We start from the raw sequence: 17,037 nt of genomic DNA on the forward strand, positions 1-17,037 counted from the left end.
AGGTTCCTCAGCCGGGGCTGTCAATTCGTATCTCCAGCCCCTCCTGATGCCGTTTTCCCATCTTATGCCTGGCTTTTCTGTTTTCCACTGAATCGAAGATGATTGAAAAATCATAGTCTTCAGGATAGAGCTGGGATGCCGAGACCTTGAGCCTCAGCCTCTTTTGGTTGACAGAAAGCTTTTCCCCTTTCACCTGTACCAGCACATTTCCCCTCTCATCAGCCGGATTTACTACAATCCCAATTTGTTTTTCGGGCAGAACCGTCACACTGTCCCCTCTGCCAAACCGCTGTTTCATCTCCAGTGTCTCCACCCCTTTGACAGCCCGTCGGATACAAGGTGCTGACACTTTCTTTAGCTTTTGCTCCCCTGTCTCTATCTTCAGAGATGCCACTACCTCATTTGACTTCTCCCCGTAGGCTTCCCTTGCTGCTGTCCTGAGCATTTCTGACGGGAATCCCAACTGTTTTGCAATATACAGAGCGCAGCTCTCCCCTGCCTCTCCTACTCTCAGCCTGTACAGCGGCCGCAGGCTCTCCCTGTCAAACTCCATCCTGGCATTTTGGACCTCCGGACAGCGGTTGGCATATTCCTTGATCTCAGGATAATGAGTGGTTACCAGAAACAGGGCCTGACTCTTTCTAAGCTCATCCAATATGGCGGCCGCTATCCCCATCCCCTCTGCAGGGTCTGTGCCAGAGCCCAGCTCATCCAAGACCACCAGACTCTCCCGTCCGGCTCTTTTCAGGATATCCAAAACATTTTTAATATGCGCAGAAAATGTGGACAGGTTGTCCGCAATGTTCTGCCCGTCACCGATATCACAGAGAATCTGGTTTCTCATGGCGATATCTGCCTCCTCGCAGGGTACATGGAGACCTGAGCAGGCCATGGCACACATAAGGGCAACGGTCTTGATTGCAACGGTCTTTCCCCCTGTGTTTGGCCCTGTGATGATCACGCCGCGGACTCCCCTTCCAATTTCAAAGTCCAATGGGATACATGCCTTGGCCTCCAGCATCGGATGTCTCGCTTTTTGGATGCGCATGAAACCCTCCAGATTGATCCTGGGCTCTACCGCCTTCATCTGGAGGCTCAACTTCCCCTTCGCAAAGATAAAATCCAGTTTCTCTATTACCCTAATATCCTCCCTCAGCAAATGCTCGGATTCCGCTGCCATATTCGTCAGCGTATAGAGAATGCGCCTCTCCTCGCTGTCCTCCTCCAGCCGGCTGATCTCCAGCTCCTCGCGCAGACCTGCCACACTCTCAGGCTCCATAAACAGCGTATTTCCAGTGGAAGATTTGTCCACCACAGCTCCTTTCACCCTCCCTCTGTATTCTCTGCGCACCGGGATACAGAGCCTTCCGTTTCGCGTCACCACAAAGGAGTCGCTGAGAAACGCCTTGTTTCCCCTCAAAGCCTGTTCCGCTTTCTCTGCTATCTTTTCCTCCGCTGTAGCTATCCGTCTGCGCACATCCCTAAGATAGGGGGAGGCATAGTCATCCACTCTTGTTCCCCGGATGCAGCGCTCAATCTCATCCCCAAGCTCCGGCGGCAGGTCGAGATTCTCCTCATAATAGGCGATTCCTATCTGACTCTCCACTCCCTTTTTAAGATAACTTTTAAGTCTCCTGACCGCATTCAGAAATAGGCCCAGATGTTCCAAATGCTCCGCAAGAAGCATCTCACCCCTCACTGCCCTCTCCAAATATTCCTCCACATGTTCCATGGACGGCAGCGGCGGTGTGCCTGCCAGCTCCAGCATCGCTCTGGCCTGGGTAGTTTGCTCCTGGCCCTTTCTCAAAGCTGTCTCAGACATCATGGGCTCCATCTCCCTAATCTGCTTTTTTGACTTTAGCGTAATTGCACATTCAGCCAGTTTTTGTGTGATTTCATAATAGCCCAATTGTTCTAATGATTTACAATACATGTTATTCTCCTTCTCAAACCACTGCCCCCCGGCAAAGCAAAAACTCTGTATTAACAACAAACAAAAAATGCAGGTATACGCACTACGCCCTTTTCCGGGTATACGATACCTGCACTAAATGTCTGTGCAATAAAAAAGCACAGCGCTCACAGCCATGCTTTTCACATACTCTCCTAAATCTATATCAGAGGTGTATAAAAGGGTTCGTAAGGCGTATATATTGATCCGCAGAGCGCACCAATAACAGGGCACACGGGTATAGATCCTCCCCGGCTGTCCTGGCAGTTATTTTATTTACCTGCAATCTCCATTACAAAAACCCTTAACAAAAAGACACCTCATTTCACTCAACTATTTTTGTTTCTGTTTCCCTTGCATTATAAACATTCTTCACCTGTCTGTCAACCAAAACTTTTAAGGAGCGTACTTCTCACACTCCCCTATGTCCTCAAGCACTACCAATTTCTGAAAATAATCACAAGTGCCGCCCTTATTATTTCTCACACTCTGCTGTGTCATGAGATAGTTCTTCTCCTTAAAGGGGCTGTCCTCCCCGTTTAAGCTGTAGAAACGATCCCGCGTTTGATCAATCGCATCATAGTGGAAGTAGTCCTCTTTGTCATTGGAATAGATATAAAACAGAGAACACACCTGTCCCGCAACTGGGGAATCTTCCCCATTCATAAGGTTTGCCAACCGTGTCACAGGCATCTCTGAGTATGTAAAACATTCTGACTGAAAGATGTGTTCGGAGCCCAGTTGTCCAAAAAATTTCCCCTCAGGGTACAAGCTCCTGAAGAATATAAAATTTCTCATCATGGCATCCTCGCGGATTTGCCAACTGTTTGTGTCCCCCAAATCTTGATCCCTTTTTTCATAAAATGCTTCCGCAGTACGGATATTCTCCAAAACCTGCCTAACCCACACAATCTCATCTCCAAAATAGGAAACACATACCGCAGGACTTTTTTCCAATGCTTCCGCAAGGAGATGCCAGCTGTTCTCTTCCAGATTGGCAATCGCTGCCATAGCCTCCCGCAGTTCTTTCGGAACCTGCTTGTCTTGTGGAAGTATTTCTGCAAGTCCCTCAAGCCCCAGGGCGGGCACATGCTCGATATCAAGGCCAAGAACATGGATTTTCTGTTCCTCCTCCTGCCCCTGGTTGTAGGACCAAAGCCACCTCCAGAACTCCGCTTCCTCCTGCACCCAGGCAGCGGTCCCTTCAATCCTATCCATATAGTCTTTAAGCAGCCTCTCCTCACCTGTCTCCAGGTAACGCTCCATAAGAAGTCCATTTCCCACCCCCATCTCTGCCAGCAGGAAACGGACACCAGCTTTATCATGAAAATACTCCAAAAATGCCTTCTTTGCCGTATAGCTCTTTTTCCTGCCATGGCTTTCTCCAGACAGATAAACCTGGTAGAGATCTCTGTCCGAAAACAGATTTTCAGGTATCCCAAGGCCATCCACCTGCAAATGCAGAGGGGATTGGTTGGCCTCTATATATTCCTTCACCGCGCCGGGAAGAACCTGACTGCAGCCAGCTATGTATAGCGCAATTGATGCAAGACACATATATACAACTGCTTTTCTAAAATATTTTCCCATCTGTTTCCCCATCTTACCTGTCTCTCTGTATTGCGCACAGCGCCCTATCTCTTTACTGTTTGTGATCCTAGTGAAAGAGCAGCCCGGTCACTGTCACAAGGAAGAGCATTGGTGTCATCATAATCCCCCTGGACAGCACCACTGTGGCGTTCCTCACATAGATTATGGTCTCACAGATGAGGAACGGAAGTTCTGTCTCAAACCAGTAGAGCAAAAGTGTCAGGAGGGATAAAATGGTAACCGGACTCAGGAATTTCTAACGCGGAACTTTTCTTGACCCCAGTACAACCCCCGGGCGAATAAAAAACAAGGGCAAACATGACATTGTTTCAATCCACGCTCTCCGCCCTCCACTGACGTTGATCTTCTTTCAAGATAAAAGGCTTCCGAGGAATAAACCCCAGAAGCCTTAATTTTATTGTATGGAAAAATTACTCGATAACAGTAGCAACACGGCCTGATCCAACAGTACGTCCACCCTCGCGGATAGCGAATGTAAGACCCTGCTCCATAGCGATCGGATGGATCAGCTCGATGGTCATCTCTACGTTGTCACCAGGCATGCACATCTCTGTGCCTTCCGGCAGAGTGATTACACCAGTAACATCCGTTGTACGGAAGTAGAACTGAGGTCTGTAGTTGTTGAAGAACGGAGTATGACGTCCACCCTCGTCTTTTGTCAGAACGTATACCTGAGCGGTGAATTTGGTATGGCAGGTTACGCTGCCTGGTTTTGAAAGAACCTGTCCTCTTTCGATTTCAGTTCTCTGAACACCACGAAGCAGAGCTCCGATGTTATCACCAGCCTGAGCCTCATCCAGAAGCTTACGGAACATCTCGATACCAGTTACAACAGTCTTACGTGTCTCTTCTTTGATACCAACGATCTCAACTTCCTCGTTTACATGCAGAACACCACGCTCAACACGTCCGGTAGCAACAGTACCACGACCTGTGATTGTGAAAACATCCTCTACAGGCATCAGGAACGGCTGATCGGTAGCACGCTTCGGATCAGGAATCCAGCTGTCAACTGCAGCCATCAGCTCCATGATCTTGTCGCCCCACTCGCTGCTGGGATCTTCCAGAGCTTTCAGAGCAGAACCCTGGATGATCGGTGTGTCATCGCCCGGGAACTCATACTCGCTGAGCAGCTCACGGATCTCCATGTCAACCAGCTCAAGCAGCTCTTCGTCATCAACCATATCACATTTATTCATGAAAACTACAATGTAAGGTACACCTACCTGACGGGACAGAAGGATGTGCTCCTTTGTCTGAGCCATAACACCGTCAGTAGCGGCAACAACCAGGATAGCTCCGTCCATCTGTGCAGCACCTGTGATCATGTTCTTTACATAGTCAGCATGCCCTGGGCAGTCAACGTGTGCGTAATGTCTGTTGTCTGTCTCATACTCAACGTGAGCAGTTGAGATAGTGATACCACGCTCTCTCTCTTCCGGAGCTTTGTCAATGTTTTCGAAATCTACAGCAGCATTTCCAGCAACTCTCTCAGAAAGAGTCTTTGTAATAGCAGCCGTTAAAGTTGTTTTACCATGGTCTACGTGTCCGATGGTACCAATATTACAATGCGGTTTTGTTCTTTCAAATTTAGCTTTAGCCATTTTGAATGTCCTCCTTGATAAATATGTGCCTTTCCGGCTTTTTTTTGTTTTTATTTCCAACACTAGGCTATCTTTGATTATATTTCAAATCAAAGATATTTTCAAGCCTAATTTTGCGAAAATCCTATGATTTCCTGATTATTTTGCCTTTGCGCTGAGCACCTTTTCCTGTACTGACTTGGGAACCGGCTCGTACTTCTCAAAGAACATGGAGTAGTTACCGCGTCCCTGTGTCTTTGAACGCAAATCTGTGGAATATCCGAACATCTCAGCCAGAGGCACGTAACCACGAACCAGCTTTCCGCCTCCGATGTCATCCATACCCTCGATACGACCACGGCGTGAATTGATATCACCGATAACATCACCCATGTAATCTTCCGGCATCGTTACTTCCACCTTCATGATCGGCTCAAGCAGGATAGGATCACCCTTTTTCATAGCATCTTTGAAGGCCATAGAACCTGCAATGTGGAATGCCATTTCACTTGAATCGACTTCATGGTAGGAACCGTCATATACGTTTGCGTGTACGCCTAGTACCGGGAATCCTCCCAGGATACCAGCCTTGGAAGCTTCCTCAATACCCTGACCGACTGCCGGGATGTATTCCTTCGGAATCGCACCACCCACAACGGTAGACTCAAACTTGAAGGTTTCTTCTCCATTCGGGTCCATTGGTTTGAAGATAACTTTACAGTGACCGTACTGTCCACGTCCACCGGACTGCTTCGCGTACTTACTGTCAACCGTAACTTCTTTTGTAAAGGTTTCTTTGTAAGCAACCTGCGGTGCACCTACGTTAGCCTCTACCTTAAACTCACGCAGAAGTCTGTCTACAATAATCTCTAAGTGGAGCTCACCCATACCTGCAATGATGGTCTGGCCTGTCTCATGGTCCGTATGAGCACGGAAGGTAGGATCTTCTTCTGCTAGTTTAGCGAGAGCCTCACCCATCTTGCCCTGTCCGGCCTTTGTCTTGGGCTCAATAGCCAGCTCGATAACCGGCTCTGGGAACTCCATAGACTCCAGGATAACCGGATGCTGATCATCACAGATGGTGTCGCCGGTTGCTGTCAATTTAAAACCAACAGCAGCTGCAATATCACCTGAGTATACTCTGTCAAGCTCCTGTCTCTTGTTGGCATGCATCTGAAGGATACGGCCAACACGCTCTTTCTTTCCCTTTGTGGAGTTCAGGACATAAGAGCCGGAGTTCAGGGTGCCTGAATATACACGGAAGAAAGCCAGTTTTCCAACAAACGGGTCTGCCATGATCTTGAATGCCAAAGCTGCAAACGGTTCTTCGTCAGAAGAATGTCTTACAACCTCATTGCCATCCAGATCGGTTCCCTGAATAGCGGGAACATCCACAGGTGAAGGCATAAACTCAATAATTGCATCCAGAAGCTTCTGAACACCTTTGTTTCTGTATGCAGTACCGCAGCATACCGGAACTGCTGTACACTCACAGGTTCCTTTTCTCAGGGCTGCCTTCAGAGCCTCCACAGACGGTTCTTCCCCTTCCAGGTACTCCATCATCAGGTCATCGTCCAGCTCACAGATCTTCTCAATCAGATCTGTGCGGTACAGTTCTGCATCATCCTTCATATCTTCCGGGATATCTTCTATAGAGATATCATCGCCCTTGTCATCATTGTAGATATATGCTTTCATTTCAAACAGGTCGATGATGCCCTTAAATTCATCTTCTTTACCGATTGGCAGCTGAATACAGATTGCATTCTTGCCCAATCGGGTGCGGATCTGCTCTACAGCTCCGTAAAAATCTGCACCTAAAATGTCCATCTTGTTGATGAAAGCCATTCTCGGTACATTGTAGGTGTCAGCCTGACGCCATACATTCTCAGACTGCGGTTCCACACCGCCCTTTGCGCAGAAAACGCCTACAGCGCCGTCAAGTACACGCAGGGAACGCTCAACCTCTACCGTAAAGTCAACATGGCCCGGTGTGTCAATAATATTGATACGGTGCTCCAGTGCTCCTGGCTTTGACATACAGTTTTCCTGCAGAGTCCAGTGACATGTAGTAGCGGCTGAAGTAATGGTAATACCCCTCTCCTGTTCCTGCTCCATCCAGTCCATGGTTGCAGTACCTTCGTGAGTATCACCGATTTTATAGTTTACACCAGTATAATATAGAATACGCTCCGTTGTGGTAGTTTTACCAGCATCGATATGAGCCATAATACCAATATTTCTGGTTCTCTCTAATGGATATTCTCTTCCAGCCAAGGTTTTTTCCTCCTAATATAGTCCAAACATGCTCTACGCAATTAGAAGCGATAATGTGCGAAAGCTTTGTTTGCCTCTGCCATTTTGTGCATGTCTTCTTTTTTCTTCACAGATGCACCTGTATTGTTTGATGCATCTAAGATTTCGTTTGCCAGTCTCTCTTCCATGGTCTTCTCGCCTCTTTTGCGTGAGAACATGGTCAGCCAGCGCAGAGCCAGAGCCTGACGTCTGTCAGCTCTTACCTCGATAGGTACCTGGTAGGTAGCTCCACCGATACGTCTTGCCTTTACTTCCAGTAATGGCATAATGTTATTCATTGCCTCTTCAAATACTTCGATAGCTGGCTTGTCAGCTTTCGCAGACACTCTATCAAATGCTCCATAAACAATCTTCTGGGCTACGCCCTTCTTACCATCTAACATAATGTTATTGATAAGCTTGGTAACCACTTTGTTGTTGTACAATGGATCTGCTAATACGTCTCTTTTTTGAGTATGTCCTTTACGTGGCACGGTACTTCCCTCCTTAATTATAGTTGCGATAAAATCGCTTGATTAAATCATCGGTACTCACAATGTGTCGTTCTATTGTGTGCATGCTAGGACTTCTATAATCAACCTGCAACCACCTGGTGAATATAAAATCCGGCACAACCTAGTTCTGTTAGTGATACGATTAAAATAATTAGCTCTGAGCCTGTTATATACGCTTTTTATTTAGCGTCTTTCGGTCTCTTGGCTCCGTATTTGGAACGAGCCTGTCTTCTCTTGGCAACACCTGCTGTATCCAGTGTTCCGCGAACGATATGATATCTGGTACCTGGTAAGTCCTTTACCCTGCCACCGCGGATCAGTACAACACTATGCTCCTGAAGATTATGGCCTTCACCCGGAATGTAGCTTGTAACCTCGATTCCGTTTGAAAGACGAACTCTGGCGATCTTTCTGAGCGCTGAGTTAGGCTTCTTCGGGGTAGCGGTCTTTACTGCTGTACACACACCTCTCTTCTGTGGTGCGGATTCGTTTGTGCTTCTCTTCTTTAAGGAGTTAAATCCTTTTTGCAGAGCCGGTGCAGTAGATTTCTTTTCAGATGTCTGACGGCCTTTTCTTACTAACTGATTAAATGTTGGCATTTCTTTCACCTCCTGTTAGAATGTGGTTGCTGAAAAAGTTTTATTTGATATGCGCATAAAAATGAAATGTACTTTCACGCACACTTCATCATTATACTGTTCAGCATTACCCATGTCAAGGCCTTTTCTGAGGGATTTCTCGTACTTTTTGTATTTTTTTCCGTATTTCTTAAATATTTCCGCCGCCTCTCAAGTATTCCTCTGTTTTGTAATAGTATACATGGAATTTTAAAAATGCTTAACTTATTCAAAAGCAGCCCTGCTCCCAATAAAAGATAGGCAACAGAGCTGCTTATAATTAAAAACTACATCCAGACACTACTGCTGTAACTGAAAGGACCGTAATACTTTTTCTTACCTATCTTCACATAAGCACGCACCTTTACACAATAATACCGGTTCTTCTTAAGTTTTTTCAAGATATAAGATCTCTTTTTGGTCGTTATTTTTTTAAATGTTCTAAAGTTTGAGCTGTACCATATCTGATATCCGCTGGCTCCAGACGATTTGCTAAACGCCACCTTGCCCTTTCTGTTTCCCAGCCTGCGTACTGTTTTAAGTATCGGACTTTTTGGCACAATCACAAAATTTTTTGTTTTTGTCCCACTGTAATCTCCGATTCCCTGGATTACAATGGATGCCTTTCCAGGTTTCCTATTCTTTTTATAAACTATATTGTAGTCTCTTCCTTTTGACAGTGTTCTTCCATTATATGTTACGGATACATAGGGTGTAATGGTTCTTCCGGAATAGGTCTGCCTGCTTACATTCGATATGGAAGCTTTACTGATTGGAATACCAGTGAAGTTTTTAACTGTCAACTGATAAGTCCCAGTATTCCCCCTCCTAGCCTTAACAAGAACACAATAGGTTCCGCTGTCCAACTCAATATGATCGCTGTCCACTGCCAACCCCAGTGAGGAATCCACATCTTGGTAAAACGATCCCTTTTCATCTCCGCTGGTTGTATAAACTTTCACTTCTATATCAAAATCAGCAGAATAGGCCAAGGTATACTTTCCCTTCCCCACGTGGATTCTATAGAAGTCTTTTTCATCTCCGACCGCAATCATTCCCCTCATTGTTCGCCCCACAGTCGTTGGGTTCGCTGTAAACAGAGTGTCATTGCTCTCCGTCTCGTCACAGGCAATCGCCTGAAATGAAGTAGTTAAGGTATAGCTGCCCACATGTGGTGTAGTAATAAAGAGTCCTCTTAGAGCTCCAAAGCCTACATAGTAGGTTCCAGGATTCAAATAATAATTAATCTCCTGATGGCTTGTCCCTGAATCATTGATATCCCTGTCGGAAGATCTCAACTCCTCTCCGCTTGCGGACAGAAGCAAAAGTCTCTGGTAATACTCTGCCATAAAATCCACCTTCAGGCAACCCGGAGTACTGATAACCACTTTATAATACTTTGCCGCATTGTTTTCTTCAGTAAAAACTCCGCTGATCCTGTCATAAGGCAGTTTTAGGGTTCCTGAATTCACGATAGATTCAGCCGATACATTCAGCCCGCAGAGCAAAACCATAAAGCAAAGTATTCCCACAAAGGTTGCAAATCTTTTTTTCGTATTCATAATCATTACCTCCCTGCATTTTTCTATATTATACTATTTGTACCATTTCTTTTCAATTTTTTTCAGGTTTTCGCTCAATATTTTAAAAAGTCATAGTTACTGTTCACAGTAACAATCCATATTTCTATTTCACAAAATATTAATGTTTCTGATGTTTTCATTAATTCTCTGGACACACAAAAGACGAAATGCTATGATAGGATAGAAAAAACGGAGGAGAATATTATGATCAGAACAATTTTGAAACCATTGTCCTTTATACCAGCCCTGCTGCTGATGTATATGATTTTTTCCTTTTCCGGTCAGACAGGCGACGTATCCTCACAGCTCAGCTATAAAGTCAGCTATAAAATAGTAGAAACTGCCGATTATGTCTTCGATGGAAATCTGGAAACCTGGCAGATCGATGAATGGGCCAATAAAATCAACTTTATCACCCGAAAACTCGCACATATGACAGAATACTTTGCACTGGCTGTGGCCGTGTCCTTTCCATTATATGTGTACGGCCTCCACGGTATCCTGCTGATGCTGGTGGCCGGCTTGATCTGTGTTGGGTTTGCCTGCGGGGATGAGTATCATCAGTCCTTTGTTGCAGGCCGCAGCCCCTCAGTGAAGGATGTGTGCATTGACAGTGTAGGAGTGTTTTTGGGAATTATTGCGGTCCGCATTGTTGGATGGACGGGCCGGAAAACAATTTTCAAACCCAAAAAGCCAAAGGTAAAGAAGGTAAAAGGACGTAAAAAAGTAAAATATATGGATGATACTACGTATCACGTTCCCTATGGCAATCCCCAGGGGCAGAACCGTTACGGTGCTCCTCCAAATCCAGGACAAAGCTATTATGATCCCAGAAGTGCACAGCCTCAGGGACCTACTCCATATCAGACAGGCCAAAGCCAGCCCCAAGGTTACCACGGCCCACAGGCAACTCCGCCACCATATTCTCCAGGTTACGGGTATCAGGGCGCTGATGCCGGTGCATGGGCACCTCAGGACCAAAGTATTCACTCGGAGATACCGGAACCGGAATATATGGAGGACTGGAGAATCGATCCATCCGACGTATTCAATAACGAATCAGCTGCCGGAAGGAATCGTGCTTACTATCCGGAAAATGACGCGCTGGCAGACGACTGGGGCCTGAAGGACCCTGCCAGCCAGAGAGAGCCACATCAGAGAAAACAGGTTCCACCGGTTCAGCCTCCCCTTCAGAATGCAGGGCCGGCAAATATACCCAACCACCAGCAGCCCAGGAGGGAAGCTCCTAAAAAGAAACCTACCAGGAAAAAAAAGGACTGGTTCTTTGATTTGTAACAACGCTGCAAATATAGAGAAGTTCTGAGGGAATGCAGAGATACGCCTGCATTCCCTCTTTTCGCCCGATTATCTTTTGTATGATTACAATGAACTTTTGATACTGCAAGATCAAAAAAAATTAACGTATACAGAGAGCGTCGCTCATCACACAGCGTCTGCTCTTTGTGAATGATCTCGCTGAGGTCAGTCCTTCCCCGGTACGGCTGCAAATGGAAAAGGTCGTGTAGCCCTCACTCCCAAAGCCGAGACCTGCATAGGACGGTGCATTTTTCACAAAGATTGCGGTATCTACGGCTTTTCCAAATTTCGTCAGGTTGTGGATGTTGGTGGAATGCATGTGTGCGCTGTGCTTGTTTCCATGCTCCAGCTCCACTGCCGCTCTGATGCCCTCCTCTACATTTGGCACCCGCACGATTCCCAGTACAGGCATCATCAATTCCTCCCAGATCAACGGATTTGTCTTATCACCCTCAAAGATAATGCACCTGACCTCCTCCCCCACAGTTACTCCAATTTTTTCGAGCAGCGCTTTTGCACTCCGCCCCACGCACTGCCGGTTTAATGTCCTTTTTCCATCTTTCTGTACAAACACGGTCCCTATCAGCTTTTTCACCTCATGGGCGGTGGCCTGGTAGCATCCCGCCTGTTTCATATAATAAATCAGCTCATCTGCGATTTTATCAACTGCGATCACTTCCTTCTCCGTAAAACAGGGAAGATTGTTGTCAAAGGTACAGCCGTCTACAATATCCTTTGCAGCCTTAGGGATATTCGCCGTCTCATCCACCAGCACCGGAGGATTCCCTGCCCCTGCACCCATGGCTCTCTTTCCGGAGGAGAGGACAGCAGACACCACCCCCGGACCGCCTGTTGCCACCAAAAGACTGATATCCGGATGTCTGAACACCCTCTGACTAATCTCCATGGTCGGTTCTTTCACGGCTACCGCGATATTGGCAGGACCGCCCGCTTCAACACTGGCCCGGTTTACCATATCGACCGCCCTGTTGGAAACCTCCTTGGCGGCAGGGTGAGGCATGAAAACCACTGTGTTTCCTGCCGCAAACATTCCTATGGTGTTGCATATCACGGTTTCAGAGGGATTGGTACAGGGGCAAACAGCTCCAATGACTCCGAACGGGCCGCTTTCCACCAGGGTCAGCCCCCGGTCACCGCTCCATGCCGTTGTCACCAAATCCTCCGTACCCGGCGTTTTGTCTGCCACCAGATAATGCTTTTTTATTTTATCTCTGGTATTTCCCATACCTGTTTCTTTTACTGCCAGCTCTGCAAACAGCTTTGCATTTTCTCTGGTCCTGAGCCTTATGTTTTTGATTACCTGTTCCCTCAGATCAAGAGGCATTGCCTGCACTCTCTTTTGCGTGATCCCAGCTGCAGCTATGGCATCCTCAAGCTCCCTGAAGATGCCCATTTGACTGCTATCTTCCTCCTGCTCCTGGTTTAGCACCGGAACATAACTGGCCAGCGCCTCTTCTACGATTTTACGAATCTCTTCCTGTGTCAATGCCATACTCATTCCTCTCTGGTTTTAGGTGATATCAAGATCTTCATAGCGTTTTCATCTCGGATACAGCAAAATCCTTCTTCAATCGCACTCAGTGGGTAAACACGGGTAACGTACTTTTCCAGATTCATCTTGCCTGCGGAAACATATCCCATAATCTCCCTCATAAGAGCTGCGGTTGTGGCGTGCACACCGTGCACGGACAGCTCTTTGTAGTGAATCAAATTGCTGTCCAGATAGCCCTTGCCGTCGCCTGCTATTCCACCAAACAGGCTGATTCGCCCCATCTTGGATGCAACTTCGAGAGCCTCTGTGTGAACACTTGGCACGGACAGGGCTGTGATCACCACATTGGCCCCCCGTCCCTCTGTCAGTCTCATCACTTCCTCCACTGTATTCTGTTCCCTGGGATTGATGAGTGTGATATCCGGTATCATCTCCCTGGCGATCTTTGCCCGCGGTTCTGCAATCTCCACCATAATTACTTTCCTGGCACCTGCGATCCTGGCCAGTTCAGCGTGGATACATCCAATATAACCGCTCCCATAGATCAAAACAAAGTCCTCCGGCCCGATGTTAAGATAGGTCTGCGCATTCAGGGCACAGGCCGCCGGCTCTGACAGTGCTGCTGACATATCGGACACATTTTCTGGGATTTTGATCACATTGCCCATCTCAATGGCCTGTTTTGGAATCTCCATTTTCTCCGCAAAAGCACCCTCATACTGAAAGCCAATGGTTTTTAGGGAGTTGCACATATTCGTGTGCCCTGTACTGCAGGGCCAACACTCTCCGCAGCCTACAGCCGGTGCAACTGTGACGCGGTCTCCCACCTGAAATCCTTTCTGTTTAGCCAGTCGTCCGGCATGGATAATCACCCCTGCTGATTCGTGCCCTAACACCCTTGGAGGTGTGATCTTTTCATTTCCCTTCATAAAAGTCCGGAAATCCGTTCCGCAGATGGAAGAGAAATTTATCGAAACAATGATATTATCTTCTGTGGGGACCGGCTGAGGTACCGTGGTCACCCTCATCCGTCTCTTCTCATCGATTACATATGCCTGCATTTCCGATTTCTGTTTTGGAGACTGACTTACAATTTCCTCCACTGCCAAAGTAATAATTTTTTCCAATTCTTGTTTGTCCATGCTTCTCCTCCATCTTTAACAATCTTGTAATTTAAATAGTTTTCCGAAAACTGTTTTGTATCATATGTAATTATTATATTATCATTTGATACTATCCTACTCCTTTTTCCCGCTAAAAGCAATAGCTTTCCTCCGCATTGTCTGATTTTTGTCAGTATTGCACAGTTTTCACACTAGGCGAGGTATTTTCACGCTTTGTGTAATAGTATACATCGTAGGTTTATTTTCTCTCAAAATAAAAACACCGCAGTATGAAAGGTAACATTCCATACTGCGATATTCATTTTCCTTTACTCTGTAAGTGCTGCTTTTATAACTCAGCAAGTAGCGGAATGGAAGGCGCTGCTCCCCTTCTGGATACAGTAATAGAGGAAGCCCTTGCACACCGGTCCAAGTTTTCTCCCATAGGAAGCCCCTCCAGAAGCCCGGCTATGAAATATCCGGTAAAGGTATCCCCAGCCGCTGTGGTGTCCACAGCCTTGACGGGATAAATGGGCTGTGATACGGTTCTCTGATAATCCGTGTACACGGCCCCGTCCCCTCCCAGGGTGAGAACCACCTCTGAGTATGGATAGAGCTTTGCCATTGCTTTTAAAATCTTTTCCGGATCTTCTTCCCCAGTAATCTCCCTGCCCTCAATCTCATTCATCATAAAAACTGCTACCTTTGACATATCACATTCTTTCAGGTAAGCGTCAAAGGGGGATGGGTTTAAAACGACTTTCATTCCCCGTTCATAAGCCCGGTCAATTATGTAGGCCAGCTCATTGATCTCATTTTGCAGGAGCAGATAATCCCCTTCCCCAAACTGTTCCAGCACACTGTCCACATGCGCCCTCTCCTGTCTGCGGTTGGCGCCGGCGTATAGCATGATGCAGTTCTGGGCATCCCTGTCCACCTGGATGATGGTATGTCCGCTCTTCCCATCCAGCCTTCGCACAAACGAGGTGTCAACCCCATCGTCCTTCAGGCATGAGAGCAATTCCTGCCCCTCCTCACCCACGGCACCGGCATGATAAACCTGACAGCCTGCTTTTGCAAGGGCAACCGACTGGTTCAGCCCCTTTCCCCCGCAAAATGTTTCCATTCCCTTGGAAGTCTGCGTCTCCCCAGGACGCATGATATGGTCTACCTGATAGACATAATCATAATTCAAAGACCCAAAATTTAAAACCTTTTTCCCCATTTTGAAATTTCCTTCTCCTTTCTGTAAGCATACTTTGATTATAGCACAGCCCGTCCGCTTCCGCCAGTATTCGTATTCTTATCACCCGGAAGGTTTAAATGCCTTTTAAAAACACAGTAAATATACTCCCCCTCCCCTCCGCTGACTCCACCATAATGCTCCCGCTCTCCTTCAGCAAAATCAGCCTGGCCAGGTAGAGTCCCAGCCCGGACCCGCTCTCCTCTTTCACACCTGGACAGCGATAAAACCTCTCAAAAATCCGTTTCTGTTCCTCTTTTGGGATTCCTACTCCCTGGTCCTGAAAGGAGATTTGCATATAGCTGACCTGGCGCTGTACGGATATCCGTATTACAGTGCGCGGAGGGGAATATTTGAGAGCATTCTCCAGAATATTTACAAAGACCTCCCTGGTCCATCTCCGGTTCTGCAGAACCTTTCGGTCCTCAAACTCCTCCAGCACAATGGAGATTTCCTTTTTCTTTGCCAGATGATAGACTTCACGTACTGCCTCCGACAAGGTTTGCCCCAGATACTCCGGGTTGGCCTGGAACTGGATGGCGCCGCTCTCCAGCCTGGAAGCATTCACAAGATTTTTCAAAAGCCATTCGCTTTTAACCGCTTCCTCCCGGATGTTTTTCAAAAAATGCTGGCTCTCCTCCACGGAAAGTTCCGGGTCTTCCAAAAGCTCCCCATACATGCGAATGTTTGCGAGAGGCGTCCTAAGCTGATGGGAGATATCCGATATCAGTCCCTTCACCTGATTATTCTCCTCCTTTGCCCTAAAGGATGTACTCATGATCTCCTTTTGTATCTGTTGAAGCAAAAACGCTACTCTGGAGTCCAGATTCTCTTTAAGGTCCGGGTATTTTGCAGACTTTCCATGGACAAAGTCATCCAGCATTCTGGTAATATAAGTTATTATTCTATCGTAGTACAGCTTTGCGGCGCCCGCTCCAATGAGAGCAAACGCCGCCGCAATGACAATGATACCCACAATTTTCATATTCATTTACTCATCTTTCCACATATACCCCATCCCATGCACTGTCCTCAGGTGCTCCCCGGCATCATCCAGCTTCTGCCGCAGCCGTGAAACCGCCATACTTATGGAACGATCATCCACATACCGCTCTTTTGTACCCCAAACGGCCTCCCAGAGCTGTTCTCTTGAGAGAAGCTGGCTTTTGTTTCGGAGAAAATATTCCAGTAGTCCATATTCCGTCTTACTGAGCCTGCACTCTCTGCCATGGCAATATACCCTGCACTCGTTTAAGTTTAACCGTATCTCCTTTGAACACAGTATGCTATGCTCCTCTCTGCGCTTTAGCACAGCCTTCACCCGCATACGCAGCACAGCCAGTGAAAAGGGCTTTGTCACGTAATCATCCGCTCCGGCCCTGAAGCCCTCCACCATTTCCTCCTCCATGTCCCTGGCGGTCAGGAGTATCACAGGCATTCCATAATCCCTTTTCAGTTCGCTGCAAAGTGTAAAGCCATCCCCATCCGGAAGATTGCAGTCCAGAATCAAGATGTCAAAATCTGCTTGCTTGAACAGAACCTTTTTTAGTTCCTTTACTGATTCCGCTGTTTCTACCTCATACCCCTCCTTTTGAAAGGCAAAGGCCAGTCCCTCCTGCATCCTGTGATCATCCTCCACAATCAGCATCCTCATGCTTCAACATCCCTTCTCAAAAGTTTTCGTAAATGCGCAGACCTGTTGAATA

Annotated in this window: 13 protein-coding genes; 1 reads left to right on the forward strand and 12 read right to left on the reverse strand. The window is 47.0% G+C overall.

Annotated elements, in window-relative coordinates; translation table 11 throughout:
* Positions 1-7: 7 nt before the first annotated feature.
* From AC0THY_RS00445 to AC0THY_RS00475, 7 genes are all read right to left on the reverse strand, one after another.
* Positions 8-1,933: an endonuclease MutS2 gene (locus AC0THY_RS00445; protein ID WP_489992508.1), complete on the reverse strand. Its 1,926-nt coding sequence runs from the start codon at positions 1,931-1,933 to the stop codon at positions 8-10.
* 414 nt (positions 1,934-2,347) lie between these two features.
* The gene (locus AC0THY_RS00450) at positions 2,348-3,553 is read right to left on the reverse strand and encodes an erythromycin esterase family protein (RefSeq protein WP_489992509.1); all 1,206 of its coding nucleotides are present in this window, start codon (positions 3,551-3,553) and stop codon (positions 2,348-2,350) included.
* A gap of 419 nt (positions 3,554-3,972) precedes the next feature.
* Positions 3,973-5,166, reverse strand: a complete 1,194-nt coding sequence (tuf, locus tag AC0THY_RS00455; RefSeq protein WP_489992510.1) for an elongation factor Tu — start codon at positions 5,164-5,166, stop codon at positions 3,973-3,975.
* Positions 5,167-5,304: 138 nt separating this feature from the next.
* Positions 5,305-7,422 carry an elongation factor G gene (fusA, locus tag AC0THY_RS00460; RefSeq protein WP_489992511.1) on the reverse strand — a complete coding sequence of 706 codons (2,118 nt, stop codon included), beginning with the start codon at positions 7,420-7,422 and terminating at the stop codon, positions 5,305-5,307.
* Between the two features lie 41 nt (positions 7,423-7,463).
* Positions 7,464-7,934 carry a 30S ribosomal protein S7 gene (gene rpsG / locus AC0THY_RS00465; protein ID WP_489992512.1) on the reverse strand — a complete coding sequence of 157 codons (471 nt, stop codon included), beginning with the start codon at positions 7,932-7,934 and terminating at the stop codon, positions 7,464-7,466.
* Positions 7,935-8,134: 200 nt separating this feature from the next.
* The gene (rpsL, locus tag AC0THY_RS00470; protein ID WP_489992513.1) at positions 8,135-8,554 is read right to left on the reverse strand and encodes a 30S ribosomal protein S12; all 420 of its coding nucleotides are present in this window, start codon (positions 8,552-8,554) and stop codon (positions 8,135-8,137) included.
* A 305-nt stretch (positions 8,555-8,859) separates the two neighbouring features.
* Positions 8,860-10,134: a hypothetical protein gene (locus AC0THY_RS00475; RefSeq protein ID WP_489992514.1), complete on the reverse strand. Its 1,275-nt coding sequence runs from the start codon at positions 10,132-10,134 to the stop codon at positions 8,860-8,862.
* A 225-nt stretch (positions 10,135-10,359) separates the two neighbouring features.
* Here AC0THY_RS00475 and AC0THY_RS00480 point away from each other — a divergent pair, with 225 nt between their 5' ends.
* Positions 10,360-11,451: a VanZ family protein gene (locus tag AC0THY_RS00480; RefSeq protein WP_489992515.1), complete on the forward strand. Its 1,092-nt coding sequence runs from the start codon at positions 10,360-10,362 to the stop codon at positions 11,449-11,451.
* Between the two features lie 121 nt (positions 11,452-11,572).
* On the opposite strand, the gene AC0THY_RS00485 is transcribed toward AC0THY_RS00480, so the two are convergent.
* The 5 genes from AC0THY_RS00485 to AC0THY_RS00505 form a co-directional block, all read right to left on the reverse strand.
* The gene (locus tag AC0THY_RS00485) at positions 11,573-12,985 is read right to left on the reverse strand and encodes an aldehyde dehydrogenase family protein (protein WP_489992516.1); all 1,413 of its coding nucleotides are present in this window, start codon (positions 12,983-12,985) and stop codon (positions 11,573-11,575) included.
* Between the two features lie 2 nt (positions 12,986-12,987).
* On the reverse strand, positions 12,988-14,127 hold the full coding sequence (locus AC0THY_RS00490) for an alcohol dehydrogenase catalytic domain-containing protein (RefSeq protein WP_489992517.1): 1,140 nt from the start codon (positions 14,125-14,127) through the stop codon (positions 12,988-12,990).
* A 310-nt stretch (positions 14,128-14,437) separates the two neighbouring features.
* Positions 14,438-15,313: a ribokinase gene (locus AC0THY_RS00495; protein WP_489992518.1), complete on the reverse strand. Its 876-nt coding sequence runs from the start codon at positions 15,311-15,313 to the stop codon at positions 14,438-14,440.
* Between the two features lie 94 nt (positions 15,314-15,407).
* Positions 15,408-16,322: a sensor histidine kinase gene (locus AC0THY_RS00500; protein ID WP_489992519.1), complete on the reverse strand. Its 915-nt coding sequence runs from the start codon at positions 16,320-16,322 to the stop codon at positions 15,408-15,410.
* Positions 16,323-16,985: a response regulator transcription factor gene (locus tag AC0THY_RS00505; RefSeq protein ID WP_489992520.1), complete on the reverse strand. Its 663-nt coding sequence runs from the start codon at positions 16,983-16,985 to the stop codon at positions 16,323-16,325. It lies immediately after the preceding gene.
* Between the last annotated feature and the right edge of the window lie 52 nt (positions 16,986-17,037).

The organism is Ruminococcus sp. 8Y-12 (genome assembly GCF_058119865.1).

Excerpts from the sequence above, each read along its gene's own strand:
- AC0THY_RS00475 (WP_489992514.1), bottom strand. The coding sequence starts at position 10,134 with ATGAATACGAAAAAAAGATTTGCAACCTTTGTGGGAATACTTTGCTTT.
- rpsL (WP_489992513.1), bottom strand. The coding sequence starts at position 8,554 with ATGCCAACATTTAATCAGTTAGTAAGAAAAGGCCGTCAGACATCTGAA.
- tuf (WP_489992510.1), bottom strand. The coding sequence starts at position 5,166 with ATGGCTAAAGCTAAATTTGAAAGAACAAAACCGCATTGTAATATTGGT.
- AC0THY_RS00445 (WP_489992508.1), bottom strand. The coding sequence starts at position 1,933 with ATGTATTGTAAATCATTAGAACAATTGGGCTATTATGAAATCACACAA.
- AC0THY_RS00485 (WP_489992516.1), bottom strand. The coding sequence starts at position 12,985 with ATGGCATTGACACAGGAAGAGATTCGTAAAATCGTAGAAGAGGCGCTG.
- AC0THY_RS00505 (WP_489992520.1), bottom strand. The coding sequence starts at position 16,985 with ATGAGGATGCTGATTGTGGAGGATGATCACAGGATGCAGGAGGGACTG.
- AC0THY_RS00495 (WP_489992518.1), bottom strand. The coding sequence starts at position 15,313 with ATGGGGAAAAAGGTTTTAAATTTTGGGTCTTTGAATTATGATTATGTC.
- AC0THY_RS00480 (WP_489992515.1), top strand. The coding sequence starts at position 10,360 with ATGATCAGAACAATTTTGAAACCATTGTCCTTTATACCAGCCCTGCTG.
- AC0THY_RS00490 (WP_489992517.1), bottom strand. The coding sequence starts at position 14,127 with ATGGACAAACAAGAATTGGAAAAAATTATTACTTTGGCAGTGGAGGAA.
- AC0THY_RS00450 (WP_489992509.1), bottom strand. The coding sequence starts at position 3,553 with ATGGGGAAACAGATGGGAAAATATTTTAGAAAAGCAGTTGTATATATG.
- AC0THY_RS00500 (WP_489992519.1), bottom strand. The coding sequence starts at position 16,322 with ATGAATATGAAAATTGTGGGTATCATTGTCATTGCGGCGGCGTTTGCT.